Below are 15,555 nucleotides of genomic sequence, written 5' to 3'. Positions count from 1 at the left end.
ATATTACGCCTCCATTAACAATAGTTCTGGATCGTTCAACAAACGTTTAATATGATTTAATGCATTTTGTGCTGTTGCTCTATCGATCATGCGGTGGTCAAAGCTTAAAGATAAAGCTAATACTGGTGCCGCAACAATTTCACCATTTTTAACGATTGGTTTTTCTGCAATACGGCCAACACCCAAGATGGCAACTTCAGGGTGATTAATTACTGGAGTAAACCATTGACCGCCCGCTGAACCAATGTTGGAAATCGTACATGAAGCACCTTTCATTTCATTAGGAGCAAGTTTTCCGTCACGTGCTTTTCCAGCTAATTCATTGATTTCGTTAGAAATTGTGAAAACTGACTTACGGTCTGCATCTTTTACAACTGGTACAAGTAAGCCTTTTTCTGTGTCAGCTGCAATTCCAATATTATAATAATGCTTATGAATAATTTCACTTGTTGCATCATCTAGTGATGTGTTTAATGCAGGGAATTCACGTAATGCACTTGTTAATGCTTTAACGATGTATGGTAAGAATGTAAGCTTAATGCCTTTGGCTGCAGCTACCTCTTTAAACTTCTTACGGTGTGAAACAAGTTTAGTTACATCCACTTCATCCATAAGTGTTACGTGTGGTGCAGTGTGCTTAGAGTTAACCATGGCCTTAGCAATTGCCTTCCGAATACCACTCATCTTCTCGCGTGTTTCTGGGTATTCACCTTGTGGAATAGCAGCGGCTGCTTTTGGTGCTTCCACTCCAGATGGTTCCGTTACTGCAGCTGCATTAGTAACAGCTTGTGCTGAAGGTGCAGCTCCACCGCTGACAAAGGCATCGATATCAGTCTTTAAAATTCGTCCAAGATTTCCTGTACCTGGAACCAACTGGATATTTATTCCTTTTTCACGAGCGTATTTACGAACAGACGGCATTGCTACAATTCGACGATTTGGATCTACTTCAACTTGCGGTGCCACTGCTACTGCTGCTGGTTGTGGTGCTGCATCTTGTTTAACCTCTGGCGCAGGAGCTGCTGCCGCTGGCTTCTCTTCTTGTTTCGGTTCATCAGCATGTTCATCGCCTTTAAATTGAAGGTTTTCGTAACCAGGAGCATCAAAGGTTACTAAAACTTGTCCAACTGTAGCGACAGTTCCTTCGCCAACTAATACATCAACTACTGTTCCTTCAACAGGGGAAGGGATTTCTACTACAGCTTTATCATTTTGAATCTCACAAAGTACATCATCTTCTTGAACTTTGTCACCTGGTTTTACGAACCATTTAACAATTTCGCCTTCATGTATACCTTCACCGATGTCAGGCATTTTAAATTGAAATGACACTAGGATTCATCCTCCTAAATTACATGTTTTTTTGAGCAACATAACTATAGAAATATTAGTGTACGATTAAATAAGTTAATTAAAAGGTTAAAACTTTTTTAGCTGTTGCAATTACATCTTTATAATTCGGAAGCCAAACAGCTTCTGCTTGCGGGAATGGAAAAACTGTATCTGGAGCAGCCACACGTAAAACTGGTGCTTCCAAACTTAAAATTGCACGATCATTTATTTCAGCAACAACATTTGCTGCAATACCAGCTTGTTTTTGTGCTTCTTGAACAACAATCGCACGGCCTGTTTTTTCAACGGATGCAATAATTGTCTCAATATCAATCGGGCTTACAGTCCGTAAGTCAATTACTTCCGCAGAAAAACCTTCTTTTTCTAACTCTTCTGCAGCTTTCAATGACTCATGTACCATTGCACCATAGGTAACAATTGTAACGTCTGTACCTTCACGTTTAACTTCAGCTTTTCCTAGTGGAATTGTATATGACTCTTCAGGAACTTCTTGACGGAAAGAACGGTATAACTTCATATGCTCAAGGAAAACAACTGTATCATTGTCACGGATAGATGAAATGAGCAGCCCCTTAGCATCATACGGAGTTGACGGAATAACAACCTTTACTCCTGGTGTCTGAGCCATAAGTCCTTCTAAACTGTCAGCGTGCATATCAGGAGTATGTACCCCTCCACCAAATGGCGAACGAAACGTTACTGGCGCACTAGTCTTTCCACCTGAACGAAAACGTTGGCGGGCTAACTGACCAGCAATGGAATCCATTACCTCAAATACGAATCCAAAGAATTGAATTTCGGGAACTGGGCGGAATCCTTGTAAACTTAGACCTACTGCTAAGCCGCCGATTCCTGATTCAGCGAGTGGAGTGTCAAATACACGATCTTCGCCAAATTCCTGTTGCAACCCTTCGGTTGCACGGAATACACCACCGTTTACACCAACGTCTTCACCGAATACTAAAACATTGGGATCGTTGCGTAATTCCGAACGTAATGCATCTGTAATTGCTTGAATCATTGTCATTTGAGCCATGGCTTACTTCGACTCCTTTTCTTTATATATTTCATATTGTTCTTTTAAGTTTTGAGGCATTTCTTCATACATAATAGACATTAAGTCGGTAACCTTTTGTTTAGGTGCAGCATCAGCTAATTTAATTGCTTCTTTAATGTCTTCTTTCGCTTGTTCGATTACTTCATTTTCTTTTTCTTCTGACCAAAGACCTTTGTTCTCAAGGAATTTACGGAAACGAACTAATGGATCTTTCTTTTCCCATTCATTGTCAAGATCTGCTGTACGATAACGAGTTGGATCATCACCAGCCATAGTATGTGGACCATATCTATATGTTAAAGTTTCAATGAATGTTGGACCTTCACCATTAATTGCTCTCTCGCGTGCTTCACGGACAGCAGCATAAACAGCAAGTGGATCCATACCATCAACTTGAATTCCTGGAATTCCAGCTGCAACAGCTTTTTGAGCAAGAGTTTTGGCAGCAGATTGCTTTTCAACAGGAGTTGAAATCGCGAATCGGTTATTTTGAGCAATGAAGATAGCTGGAGCTTTATAGGCACCTGCAAAGTTCATTCCTTCATAGAAATCCCCTTGTGATGTACCTCCATCACCGGTATAAGTAATGGCTACTGCCTTTGTTCCACGCTTTTTAAAACCAAGAGCAACACCGGCAGTTTGTACATATTGGGCACCAATGATTATTTGAGGATGAAGAACATTTACTCCGTCCGGAATTTGCATACCTTGGAAATGTCCTCTTGACCATAAAAATGCTTGAGATAACGGTAAGCCATGCCAAACAATTTGAGGAACATCACGATATCCAGGTAAAATAAAATCTTCCTTTTCTAATGCAAACTGTGAAGCTAATTGAGAAGCTTCTTGCCCTGCAGTTGGAGCATAGAAACCTAATCTTCCTTGACGATTTAAAGAAATAGAACGCTGGTCAAGAATTCGTGTATAGACCATGCGACGCATTAATTCTTGTAGTTGTTCATCGCTTAAGTCTGGCATCGCCGCTTCGTTAACGACTTCACCAGATTCATTTAGAATTTGAAGTGTTTGAAATTGTTCTTCAACAACTTCTAGTGTTTTCTTCGCATCAAGCTTAGCGTTTTGAGTTTTAGAAACCATTTAGGTCACCTCTTCCTTTCAATTCAGGAGCTAAATTTTTGAAAATATTATCCACTAAGTTAGATTACCCAAAACCTAAAGAATAAAAGCAGATAATAAGTCCTATCCATTTTATACTTTGTATTGGATAAACCCGTGATATTACATAGAATTTTGGTTATCTTAGTTCTTCACATACTAATAAATAGTTTTTCACAGAAAAGATAAGATAAAACAAATTTTCTTTTACCTCACAATTATTTTATTCTGTACCACTATTTTATGTAACATCATTGATACAATTAATGAACTCTTTTACAAGTTTACCTCATTAGTTTTTACACGTCAAATAGTATATATTAATATTTTTCAACACTAACATGTTGCTAATTAATTGTTTATTATTCCTTCTGTATCATTAGATTTCAAAATCTGTTATATATATATATTCTTTTTTCGAAGTTGTTATAATATAAAAAAATCGGCATGGTATGCCGATTTTTTTATATTAAATACTATTTAGTTACTTGAATTAAGTCCGGCCTGCTTATAAAATGACAACTTTTTGTCATTGTATTGTTCTGTCAGCATATTAAATTTTTCATTTGCATTAGAAATCCTTTTATATGTTTCATTGAGTTTATTTACTTGGGCTTCAAGATCATCAAGTGGGAGGTTTTTATTTTTAAACATTTCGTATAATGCTTTATCATTTTTAAGGGCTTCATTATATTCAGTGTATAACTCTTCATGCGCTTCATATCTTTTCATCATCGTCTCATACATTTCATTAGCTAATTTCGTAAGGCTTGGATCTTCAAATTTATCCTTTATTTTTTTAGCTTTTGAAAATTCCTTTTCTGAGAGCTTGATACTGTTTGTTTCCTTATCCATAAGTTCTTTTCTTTGATCTACTAATAAAAGGGCTTCATCTGAAAGCTTAACGATTTGATCATATTCTTTCATGCCGAGTTCAATAATTTGGTCATAAATCGCTTTTTCCTTTTTTTCAAGTTCAAAAAGCGGATTCTGTTGTTCCTCGAATACCTTTTCTGCCGTTACGACTTTTTCTAACACGGTATACATTTTTTCTTCAGGTGTTTTTTCTTTTGTACATCCTGCAAAAATCACTGCCAAAACCAATATAAAAAAAATAAAACCAGAATTTTTTATAAATGACATGTTTTAAACCTCCTGCTTATTCCATATTCTACTATATCGGCACTTGGTTTGTTTGACAATAACAAGTTTGTGAAAAGGATTCATCAGGTGGGCTTTAATCAATTGTTAACTTTTTATTAATTGTCTGATAGACTAATTATTATCAATAATTCAGTTAGAGTACAGGAGTGAGTGTTTCATGATAACGATGGGTGATATCATACGAGATGGCCATCCTTCCCTTAGAAAAGTGGCAGCAGAAGTATCCATGCCGCCTTCTGAAGAGGATAAACAAATACTAAGCAGCTTATTAGAATATGTCATTAATAGCCAAAATCCTGAAATGTCTATACAATACGGCCTGCGCCCTGGAATCGGTTTAGCCGCCCCACAAATCAATGTCTTAAAACGAATGATTGCTGTCCATTTAATGGATGAGACAGGGACTCTTTATAGTTATGCGCTATTTAACCCAAAAATTATTAGCCATTCTGTTGAAAAATCCTATTTGAACTCAGGCGAAGGCTGCCTGTCCGTTGATAGAGCGATTCCTGGCTACGTCCCGAGATATGCAAGAATCACGGTAAAGGGAACAACTCTAAACGGTGAAGAAGTGAAACTTCGTTTAAAAGGACTTCCTGCTATTTGTTTTCAACACGAAATTGATCATTTAAATGGGATTATGTTTTATGATTATATTAATCATGAAGATCCATTAAGACCGATCGAAGGTGCCATTGCAATCGAGCGGTAAATCGCCATATTTGAAGTTGTAAAAACATAAAAGAACTGGCCCAAGGGTCGGTTCTTTTTTAGCTGGATTTTATATTGTCAATCTAATTCCATGTTTAACCATGATTGAATCAGCATTTTCTTCATATAATAAAGTAAAAATACTCTTATTTTAAAAAAACTTCAATAATCTGCCATAGCTTACTTTACATTGGACAAGGTTCGTATAAAATAGGAGATAAGGAGATGATCCACTATGTTAAAGAAGCTTAGAAAGAAGCTCTTAAAACAGTGGAATGATTTACTACGAAAAAAATCTATTGCATAAATACATTGCCTAAATTTATTTAGGGCCCTTCAAACTTGCGAAGGGCTCCTTCATTATTGTAAATTGTAAAAATAACGATTCTTTTTACATACTTTTCATACAAGACTAATGTTTTCCAAAGAAAATAAATGAAAAAGATGAAAATGTTTTATATAATAGAAAAAGCTATGTCCCAAGTTAGGAGCGATATTGTAATGATATTTAAAGTATATTATCAGGAAAGCATCACAGAAGTACCTGTCAGAGAGAATACAAAAACCCTTTTTATTGAAGGTGAATCAGTAAGAGACGTCCGTTCAAAAATTGCTGACCGTGGCTATAATGTTGAATCCGTTCAAGAAGTTAAGGGAGCACACCTTAGTTATGAACAACAAAATGAAGACTATAACGTATTGGAGAAATGATAATTTATGAAATTTGTTAAGAATGATCAAACTGCAGTTTTTGCCCTGGGTGGATTAGGCGAAATTGGCAAAAACACATATGCAGTTCAGTTCCAGGATGAAATAATTTTAATTGATGCCGGCATAAAATTTCCAGAGGACGAGCTATTAGGCATTGATTATGTTATTCCGGATTATACCTATCTGGTTAAAAATCAAGAAAAAATAAAAGGTTTATTTATTACTCATGGACACGAGGACCACATTGGTGGTATTCCCTATTTATTACGTGAAGTCAATGTTCCAATTTATGGAGGCAAACTGGCTCTTGGATTAATTAAAAATAAACTTGAAGAACACGGCTTACTAAGAAATGCAAAGCTGATTGATATAAAAGAAGACGATGTCATTAAGTTCCGCAAAACATCGGTTACTTTTTTCCGCACCACTCATAGTATTCCTGATTCTTATGGAATTGTTGTTAAAACACCACCAGGTCAAATTGTTCATACTGGTGATTTTAAATTTGATTTTACTCCTGTCGGTGAACCAGCTAATTTAACTAAAATGGCCGAAATCGGTAAGGAAGGCGTACTTTGTTTACTCTCAGACAGTACGAATAGTGAAATACCTGAATTTACGATGTCAGAACGCCGCGTAGGCGACAGTATTAACGATATTTTCCGTAAAGTGGATGGCCGAATTATATTTGCTACCTTTGCATCGAATATTCACCGATTGCAGCAAGTAGTAGAGGCTGCCGTGGTATATGGAAGGAAAGTTGCAGTTTTTGGACGAAGCATGGAAGCTGCCATAAATATTGGACTTGAGTTAGGGTATATTAATGCACCTAAAGAGACCTTTATTGAAGCAAATCAAATTAATCGACTGCCTGCTGATAAAGTTACCATCCTTTGTACTGGAAGTCAGGGCGAGGCGATGGCTGCCCTATCAAGAATTGCAAATGGTACACACAGACAAATTCAAATCATTCCCGGAGATACCGTTGTATTTTCATCTTCACCAATTCCTGGGAACACAATCAGCGTGAGCAGAACTATTAATATGCTCTACAGAGCAGGTGCTGAAGTCATTCACGGAAAACTCAGCAATATTCATACCTCTGGTCACGGTGGACAGGAAGAACAAAAGCTTATGCTTCGCTTAATCAGACCGAAGTTCTTTATGCCTATTCATGGTGAATATCGTATGCAAAGAATGCATGCTAAGATTGCCGTTGATTGTGGCGTACAAGAAGAAAACTGTTTTATCATGGATAATGGTGAAGTATTAGCTCTTTCCGAGGATACAGCACAAGTTGCAGGAAAGATCCCATCTGGTTCCGTTTATATTGATGGCAGCGGAGTAGGCGACATCGGAAATATCGTCTTACGTGACCGTAGGATCCTCTCAGAAGAGGGGTTAGTGGTTGTGGTGGTAAGTATTAATATGAAAGAATTTAAAATTGCATCAGGACCAGATTTAATTTCACGTGGATTTGTTTATATGCGAGAATCAGGCGATTTAATCAATGACGCACAGAACCTCATCACCAAACACTTGAATAGGGTAATGGAAAGAAAGACAAGCCAATGGTCGGAAATTAAAAACGAAATTACCGATACATTAGCTCCTTTCCTGTACGAAAAAACAAAACGCAGACCAATGATCTTACCAATCATTATGGAAGTGTAAATAATAAGAGAAGCGGAAGCACCTGTAGGGGCGCTTCCGCTTTTCTTTATTGTCTAGCTCCAGCGCCTAGGGGCTCGGGGTCATAAGCCAATCAGACATGAAGGTTAAAGAACAACCTTCACGCCTGCTCGTCTTATGCCTGTCGCCCCTGAGCAAGGCGCTTCCGCTTTTCTTATTCCAATACCTTTTTTTCAAATCGATCGATATCCTGGTCTGTTCCGATTACAATTAACACATCATTAGCGTGAAAGGTTTCTTTCGCTTGTGGAGAAACAATAATCTCTTCTCCTCTTTTAATAGCAACAATATTCAAACCATATCTCTTCCGAATGTCCAAATCCATAATCGTATGACCACTAAGTCTTCCATTCGCGACAATTTCAACAATACTGTGTTCATCTGAAAGTTCAAGATAGTCAACAACGTTACTAGAGGCCATATTGTTTGCTATACGTCTTCCCATATCTCTTTCTGGGTGAACAACACTGTCTGCTCCAATTTTACGAAGGACTTTTTCATGGTAATCGTTTTGAGCCTTTACTGTAATACGTACGACACCTAGTTCTTTAAGAATAAGGGTTGTTAGTATGCTTGATTGAATATCATCGCCAATAGCAACGATTACATGATCAAAGTTCCGGATCCCTAAGCTTTTTAAAACGGCTTCGTCTGTTGTATCACCTACAACTGCATGGGAAGCAATCATAGCATATTCATTGACACGTTCCTCATTTTTATCAATTGCCAGTACTTCCATCCCCTCATCGGTCAGTGTACGGCAAATACTTCCACCGAATCGGCCCAGCCCAATGACTGCAAAGCTCATTTTCATAGTATTACCCCTCTGCATCAAACATTCTTACTATGATCCATTTTAGCATTATTCATTAAAGATATATAGTATGGTACTTCTATTTACTCAGGTCTGTTTTTCTTCTTTCTATAAAAGAAAACGAAAAGAAATCCTAATAATAATAAAATAGCTATGATAGGGATATTGCCAATAATCAATACAACTAAACTTGATAAGCCAGCCAACAACATATTGATACTTTTCATAAATTGTTTTTTTGTTTTTTCCCAAGTATTTAACTTGTCTTTATCGATCGTTGGAATAACTACGCTTTTTTCATATAAAGTGATGTTAACCGTCGATAGGGATGTTTGATTTTCTAAGAATTTCATCTTTCCTTCAATGGCCTCGATTTCCTCTTGGACAACTGCTAAATCAGCAGAGATTTTCAATAAATCTTCTGTCTTTACAGCACTTTTCATGAATGCTGTTAACCGCTCTTCCACTACCCTTTTTGATTTTAATCTTGATTCAAGATCAACATATTCCTCCGTTACATCCTGCCCCGTAATGCTTCTATGCAGAACCTCAGCAGCTTGGCTCTCTGCATCATGTAAAAAAGCTTGAAAGTTTTTTTGTGGTATTCTTATTCTAATGCTGCCACTTACTTGCTCCTTCCCCTCTTTGTACACATTGGACTCAGTAATATAGCCACCATATTTGATTACTTTCTCTTCAAGAGTTTGGACCGTTTTATCGAATTTTTTTACACGTAGTTCGAGATCCGCTTGATAAATGACCATTTGGTTTTGAATTTTTATATTATTGGGTTCAGTTGGTTTTTCCACCTTTCCCGATTCACCTGAATAAAAGTCTGCTTGCTCGCTACTTCCAGATTGAGCTTTATTTAAAGCCACATCATTACTTTGAGACATTTTTTCACTTTTTTCCTCACTGCCCGCACTGCAACCAGCAATACAAATTAATAAGATAATAAATAGGATAGGTAACCTTCGTATTCTATTTTTCATCTTCAAACACCCCTTTAATTCTTATTGTTATGGCATGTATAAATATTTACTTATAAATACCGACGAGTAAAAGGCTGCAAGGTTACAGTCATATAAAAAAGCAGCCCGTTGAATTACAACGGACAGCTTTTCAATGGTTATTATTCTGTTTTTTCCAATTCATCCAAGACACGGTTTACACGTTTCTCGAGCATTTTCATGCCGCTTCCACCTGCTTGGAAATGACGGAGCTTCCCTTCACGGTCAAAGACATAATACGCAGGGACATATTGATTTTCGAACGCTTCTGTTAACTTATGTTCACTGTCTACAAAAATCGGTTGATTGATACCATGTTCTGCGGCTACTTGTTTAATTTCCTCGATATTCAAATCGTTTTCAGAACGCGGCATATGAACAGCAACCACATTTAATTTGTCCTTAAAATCATCACGAAATTGGTTGACTTGAGGCATTGCTTCTTTACAAAGATGGCAGCTGACCGACCAAAAATGGATTAATGTTGGTTTTTCACCGATAAGGTCAGACTTTGTTACTTCACCATTTAACCATTCAACAGCCCCAGTTAATTCTGGCATTGGTTCACGTAATTTCATGTGGTATCCCCCTATTAAAAAGACCTAACACTATAATAGGTTAGGTCAATCTATTTTCTACAAATTATACATTCAATGTAGCTTGTCCAGGCTTCCAGTTAGCTGGGCAAAGACCACCAGTTTGTAATGCTTGAAGTACACGAAGAGTTTCATCAACATCACGGCCGATATTGTTGTGGTTCACAACAGAATACATTAATTCACCTTCAGGGCTGATAATGAATAATCCGCGTAATGCGATCCCTTCTTCTTCAATTAGAACACCATAGTCACGAGCTACAACATGGTTAGTATCAGCTGCTAATGCGTAGTTTAAATCACCAAGACCATTTTCTTTACGGTCTGTTTTGATCCAAGCAAGGTGAGTATGAATAGTATCAGTAGATGCACCAATAACAACTGCATCTAAATCATCAAACTCTTCATAGCGGTCTGATAAAGCTGTGATTTCAGTTGGACAAACAAATGTAAAGTCCATTGGATAGAAGAATAATACAGTCCACTTATCGTTTTTCATGTTTTCTTCTAGACTTACTTTACCAAATTCTTTGTTTGGCAATACTGCATCCATTTCAAAACGTGGTGCTTGTTTACCTACCATACGTTCAGGCATTCAAATCCCTCCAAATATTAAGTGGTTATAGCAATTCTCATTTGCTATCCTTTATCACAATACTAATTATAGGGTAGAACTTATTTCGAGTCAATATTAAATTATAATCAATTTAATTAAATAATTATTATTAATTATAACCCTATTTCCCCTCCATAAGTTTACCCTATTTACTTCAGAATAAAACGACGATATGTAACAATTTCCCTTTTAATTCTCTTTTATTTTATCATGATTGCGAATCAGAATAAAATAATCAGCCTGCTTATCTATTCCCCAGATGAGAAAAATAAGATCTAATAACTTTAATTGCTACACCTATTGCTTCTTCCTGTGGATTTAACTTTGCATGGTGCAATCCATATGGTGATTCTACACCAAGCCAAAACATAAGCCCGGGGATTTCTTTTAACATATAACCAAAGTCTTCACCTGTCATCGCTTCCTTACACTCAATAACATCCACATTGGTTTCTTCTTCAATATATTGCATAAAGTCTCTTGTGATCGACTCCGTGTTATATACTTGATGATACATCGAACCATAATCGATTGAGGCTTCACATTCAAAGCCTGCTTCGATTCCTTTAACAATTGCTTCAATGCGATGTTTAACCTTTTTCATTGATTCAGCTGAAAGCGATCTAATCGTTCCTTCCAGTCTTGCATTTTCAGCAATAATGTTTTGAACTGTGCCTCCAGTAATTTTCCCTATGGTTATAACAGCACTATCTAATGGGTCAACATTTCTCGAAACAATGGTTTGGAGCTGATTGACCAATGAACATGCGGCAACAACCATATCATTCGTTTCGTGCGGTCTTGCTGCATGCCCCCCCTTGCCCTTTAGATCAATAAACAATTCAGAGGTATTTGCAAATAATAACCCTTCCTTCAATGCTATTGATCCAACGGGATACTCTGGTGCAATATGTAAGGCAAAAATCAGGTCTGGCTTCCATTTTTGCATTTCTTCTGATTTTAACATTGGTTCTGCTCCGCCCGGTCCTTCCTCGGCCGGTTGGAAAACAAATAAAAGGTCATCTTTAATTGGATTCTCCGTGAAATAAGTAAGTACCCCAAGAGCAATGCTCATGTGAAAATCATGGCCACAAGCATGCATCTTGTCATTATGTGTAGAAGAAAAGGGTAAGCCTGTATCTTCACTTATAGGTAATCCATCAATATCAGTTCTATAACCAATTGTTTTATGAGGATCGATACCGTGGATCTTAACAAACAAACCAGTCTTCCATTTCTTTATGGTCATACGGTCTTGTGGCAAAGATTCAAGGTAATTTAACAAGTATGCCTGTGTTTTAAACTCTTGGAATCCTAGTTCTGGAATTTGATGAAGGTCACGGCGGATTTTGATAAAATGATTCATTTAATTACCTTTCCCCCCTATAAAAGAAGCGTGGAAAGAATCCACGCTTCCACTTTTATTATCTAACCCTAGTACCTCTAGGCAATTCCGCTTTTATAGTTGTCGAAGTTCTTGCATAATTTCAGTTTTCGATTTTGTTTTTTCATCGATGTCTTTTATTTTCCTAGCAGGCATACCAGCTACAACTGTGTACGGCGCTACATCTTGAGTAACTACTGCACCAGCAGCAACTACTGAACCTTGTCCAACTGTTACCCCCTCAAGGACAACGGCATTTGCACCAATAAGAACGTCATCTTCAATTACAACTGGCTTAGCAGATGGTGGTTCAATTACTCCCGCTAATACTGTTCCAGCTCCAATATGACAATTCTTTCCAACCGTTGCTCTGCCGCCAAGGACAACACCCATATCAATCATGGATTTTTCGCCAATCACTGCACCAATATTGATAACAGACCCCATCATAATAACTGCATTATCCCCAATCTCTACTTGATCACGGATAACAACACCTGGCTCGATTCGTGCATTAATATGCTTCATATCTAATAAAGGGATTGCAGAATTACGGCGGTCATTTTCAACTACATAATCTTCAATATTTGCTTTATTCGCTTCTAATATTTCATTAATATCAGACCACTCACCAAAAAGAACACCAGTATTCCCATTAATAAAAGTTTTTGTATCATTACCAAAATCAATACCCTCTAATTGACCTTTTACATAAACCTTTACTGGTGTAGATTTTTTGCTATTTTGAATAAAAGAAATAATTTCATTTGCATCCATCATTTTCATTAGTAGGCCCCCTATTGTTGTCTTTACTAAAAATTACTTTATCAAACAAAAGAACTGAAAACAAGAAAAACCACCTTATTCTTCTGAAGATTCTGCGATATATTCCTTAATTAATTCGACAAAAGCTTTAACTTGCTTTAGTTGAAAGGCTGATTCATAGCCCAAAAGCCATGTATCACGTTTTAAGGGGTGATTATTCTCATCTACAAGCGGTATTTTGAAAATTTCCCTATCAGTTTTCGTTAATGTTATCGCCGGTAGTATAGCATAACCGATACCATTAAAGGCCATTTGTTTACAGGTTTCAATTTGATCGACGACTACTGTTCTTTTTGGTGAAGTCTTAAAATTTCTCATCCACCAATCCTGAATTTCTTGATAATAATTTGAATCACTTTTAAATTGAATGAAGGGACGGTCTGTATGTAACACTTGTTCAGGACTAGTAATTTCCCTGTCAACTAAATATAACGGGTCATTAAAAAGGTGAACCTTAACCCCTTTCCAATCAGGAGTTCCCCGAATAATTCCAATATGAACTTGGTCCTCATATAAGAATTTTAAAATTTCGCTGCTCCATCCGGTCACTAATGAAATCTTAACTTGAGGGTATCTATCAATAAATTTCTTTAACACCTGCGGAAGCCAGTTTTGCCCTACAATCGAAGCAACAGCAATTTTTAAAGTGCCTGACACCCCCGATTGGAGAGAATAAATAGTTTCACGAACCTTTTCTTGCTTGGTAAGTACATCATTGACAAATTCAATGACATGTTCACCAGCAGGAGTTAGTGATAAACCTTTTTGTGAGCGAATAAATAGTTTAGTGCCCCAATCTTTTTCAATTGTTTGCAAGCGTTGTGAAAGGGCGGGTTGTGAAACAAATAGTCGTTCCGACGCCTTTCGCATATTCATTTCCTGAGCCAATACAGATAGTAACTGAAATTCAGATAATGAGGACAAACGGACCACTCCTTAAAAAAAGCCCTGTGAAAGTTACACAGAGCTATCAATCTTTTTCGGTATAAATAATATTAATAGTAAACTAATAACAGCAAATGCAAGGACAACATAATAAACAAAGTGAAGGGAATGGGTCAAACCATTCTGTAAGATACTTCGGGCTGATTCTGAGAGTTGGTCTCGTTCAGTAGATTTTAAGAGGATATTGACATCATCCACTGAATAGGAATGTCTATTTTGGCTGAAATACTGACTTAGCCGATTATTTAGGATAGCTCCCAGTAATGCGGCACCAATGGTATTTCCAAGATTCCGCATAAACATATTAGATGCGGTGGCGATTCCTCTTTGTTCCCAACCAACAGTACTTTGAATCGAGACAATAAATGCTGTTGATGTTAAGCCCATCCCTAATCCTACCAAAAATGAACCAAACGCTGCCCATAGTGGCCCAGATGATGCTGACATTATCACAAAAGTTATACTGCCGATGATTAAGGACACCCCGCCAATAATCGAAGTTTTTCGATAGCCAATGGTAATTAACCATCGTCCTGCTAGAGTGGATGCGATAGGCCAGCCTATTGACATCGTTGTCAATGTAAATCCTGCGACAATAGGGGTTTGTTCCATCACACCTTGGACAAATGTTGGTAAAAAGCTGGAGATTCCAATTAACATAATACCTGTTGTAAGCGATGTTGTGTTAGCGATAAGAATTGAACGTTCTTTCCATAGCGAAAATGGCATAACTGGCTCCTTAGCACGGCTCTCTTGAAGCACGAACAAAAGGAATGTTAAGGCACAAAATGCAAATAAACTAAGTGCCTGCCATGAATCCCAAGCAAAGCGGCTTCCACCCTCCATAAGAATAAACATCAGCGAAGAGATCATGAACGTCATCAATAGCGCACCAAGATAATCTATCTCATGTTTTTTCTTACTGATATCTTCATGTAAAAACATCCAGAGACCCACTAATGAAAGAATCCCAAGTGGAATGTTAATCCAGAAAACATAATGCCAGCTAACATATTGAACAAGTAATCCCCCAACTGCTGGTCCTGTAATTGCCGAAATACCCCAAACACTAGATAGATATCCCTGAATTTTCGCTCTTTCCTCAGTAGTGTAGATATCACCAACGATGGTTGTCGCGATTGGCGTTACAGCCCCAGCGCCAAACCCTTGAATCAAACGAAATACTATCAACATTTTCATGGAAGTAGCGAACCCACATAGTATCGAACCGATTAAAAAGAATATAATACCGATTGTAAGTATTGGTTTCCGACCGAATAAGTCAGATAATTTCCCATAGATGAGCACGGTTACAGAATTCATTAATAAGTACGCAGAAAATACCCAGCTATAAAGGGTGAATCCGCCTAGGTCTGCAACTATGGCCGGCATAGCAGTGGAAACAATCGTGGCTTCAATCGCTCCCATAAACATTGCTAACATCACTGATGCTAATACTAGTGGTTTTTTTGTTAGCTTTTTTCGTGAACTTTCTTTGGTAATCTTTCCAGTAGGGATACTCATATTACCACCTCAAACGTTAAAAAAATCAAGCTCCCAT

Annotated in this window: 15 protein-coding genes; 3 read left to right on the top strand and 12 right to left on the bottom strand. The window is 37.4% G+C overall.

Annotated elements, in window-relative coordinates; translation table 11 throughout:
* Positions 1-3 precede the first annotated feature (3 nt).
* From AC4QJR_RS08150 to AC4QJR_RS08135, 4 genes are all read right to left on the bottom strand, one after another.
* Positions 4-1,332 (bottom strand): dihydrolipoamide acetyltransferase family protein, encoded by a 1,329-nt coding sequence (locus tag AC4QJR_RS08150; protein WP_496525864.1) that lies wholly within the window; start codon positions 1,330-1,332, stop codon positions 4-6.
* A 79-nt stretch (positions 1,333-1,411) separates the two neighbouring features.
* Positions 1,412-2,389 (bottom strand): alpha-ketoacid dehydrogenase subunit beta, encoded by a 978-nt coding sequence (locus AC4QJR_RS08145; protein WP_375374742.1) that lies wholly within the window; start codon positions 2,387-2,389, stop codon positions 1,412-1,414.
* Between the two features lie 3 nt (positions 2,390-2,392).
* A complete protein-coding gene (gene pdhA, locus AC4QJR_RS08140) occupies positions 2,393-3,508 on the bottom strand; it encodes a pyruvate dehydrogenase (acetyl-transferring) E1 component subunit alpha (RefSeq protein ID WP_251456248.1) in 1,116 nt (371 codons plus the stop codon).
* A gap of 498 nt (positions 3,509-4,006) precedes the next feature.
* Positions 4,007-4,669 carry a YkyA family protein gene (locus AC4QJR_RS08135; protein WP_375374741.1) on the bottom strand — a complete coding sequence of 221 codons (663 nt, stop codon included), beginning with the start codon at positions 4,667-4,669 and terminating at the stop codon, positions 4,007-4,009.
* A gap of 178 nt (positions 4,670-4,847) precedes the next feature.
* Here AC4QJR_RS08135 and def point away from each other — a divergent pair, with 178 nt between their 5' ends.
* The 3 genes from def (at position 4,848) to rnjA (ending at position 7,786) form a co-directional block, all read left to right on the top strand.
* Positions 4,848-5,402 carry a peptide deformylase gene (gene def / locus AC4QJR_RS08130; RefSeq protein WP_098572597.1) on the top strand — a complete coding sequence of 185 codons (555 nt, stop codon included), beginning with the start codon at positions 4,848-4,850 and terminating at the stop codon, positions 5,400-5,402.
* Positions 5,403-5,902: 500 nt separating this feature from the next.
* The gene (locus AC4QJR_RS08125; protein ID WP_098572596.1) at positions 5,903-6,112 is read left to right on the top strand and encodes a DNA-dependent RNA polymerase subunit epsilon; all 210 of its coding nucleotides are present in this window, start codon (positions 5,903-5,905) and stop codon (positions 6,110-6,112) included.
* A gap of 6 nt (positions 6,113-6,118) precedes the next feature.
* A complete protein-coding gene (gene rnjA / locus AC4QJR_RS08120) occupies positions 6,119-7,786 on the top strand; it encodes a ribonuclease J1 (RefSeq protein WP_251456255.1) in 1,668 nt (555 codons plus the stop codon).
* A 172-nt stretch (positions 7,787-7,958) separates the two neighbouring features.
* On the opposite strand, the gene AC4QJR_RS08115 is transcribed toward rnjA, so the two are convergent.
* The 8 genes from AC4QJR_RS08115 to AC4QJR_RS08080 all read right to left on the bottom strand — a co-directional run bounded on the left by AC4QJR_RS08115 (position 7,959) and on the right by AC4QJR_RS08080 (position 15,518).
* Positions 7,959-8,618 carry a potassium channel family protein gene (locus AC4QJR_RS08115; RefSeq protein ID WP_098572594.1) on the bottom strand — a complete coding sequence of 220 codons (660 nt, stop codon included), beginning with the start codon at positions 8,616-8,618 and terminating at the stop codon, positions 7,959-7,961.
* A gap of 83 nt (positions 8,619-8,701) precedes the next feature.
* Positions 8,702-9,610 carry a DUF4349 domain-containing protein gene (locus tag AC4QJR_RS08110; protein ID WP_496525863.1) on the bottom strand — a complete coding sequence of 303 codons (909 nt, stop codon included), beginning with the start codon at positions 9,608-9,610 and terminating at the stop codon, positions 8,702-8,704.
* Positions 9,611-9,750: 140 nt separating this feature from the next.
* Positions 9,751-10,206 (bottom strand): TlpA family protein disulfide reductase, encoded by a 456-nt coding sequence (locus AC4QJR_RS08105; RefSeq protein WP_098572592.1) that lies wholly within the window; start codon positions 10,204-10,206, stop codon positions 9,751-9,753.
* A 64-nt stretch (positions 10,207-10,270) separates the two neighbouring features.
* Positions 10,271-10,819 (bottom strand): peroxiredoxin, encoded by a 549-nt coding sequence (locus AC4QJR_RS08100; RefSeq protein ID WP_098572591.1) that lies wholly within the window; start codon positions 10,817-10,819, stop codon positions 10,271-10,273.
* Between the two features lie 265 nt (positions 10,820-11,084).
* Complete coding sequence (locus AC4QJR_RS08095; RefSeq protein WP_496525862.1) at positions 11,085-12,206, bottom strand: N-acetyldiaminopimelate deacetylase; 1,122 nt, start codon at positions 12,204-12,206, stop codon at positions 11,085-11,087.
* A 93-nt stretch (positions 12,207-12,299) separates the two neighbouring features.
* Positions 12,300-13,010 (bottom strand): 2,3,4,5-tetrahydropyridine-2,6-dicarboxylate N-acetyltransferase, encoded by a 711-nt coding sequence (gene dapD / locus AC4QJR_RS08090; protein WP_098572589.1) that lies wholly within the window; start codon positions 13,008-13,010, stop codon positions 12,300-12,302.
* Between the two features lie 75 nt (positions 13,011-13,085).
* Positions 13,086-13,973 (bottom strand): transcriptional regulator CcpC, encoded by an 888-nt coding sequence (gene ccpC, locus AC4QJR_RS08085; RefSeq protein ID WP_098572588.1) that lies wholly within the window; start codon positions 13,971-13,973, stop codon positions 13,086-13,088.
* 33 nt (positions 13,974-14,006) lie between these two features.
* Positions 14,007-15,518: an MDR family MFS transporter gene (locus AC4QJR_RS08080; RefSeq protein ID WP_496525861.1), complete on the bottom strand. Its 1,512-nt coding sequence runs from the start codon at positions 15,516-15,518 to the stop codon at positions 14,007-14,009.
* Between the last annotated feature and the right edge of the window lie 37 nt (positions 15,519-15,555).

The sequence above is a fragment of the Neobacillus sp. BP17 genome, from assembly GCF_059579525.1.
This window is presented reverse-complemented; position numbering and strand designations above follow the sequence as displayed.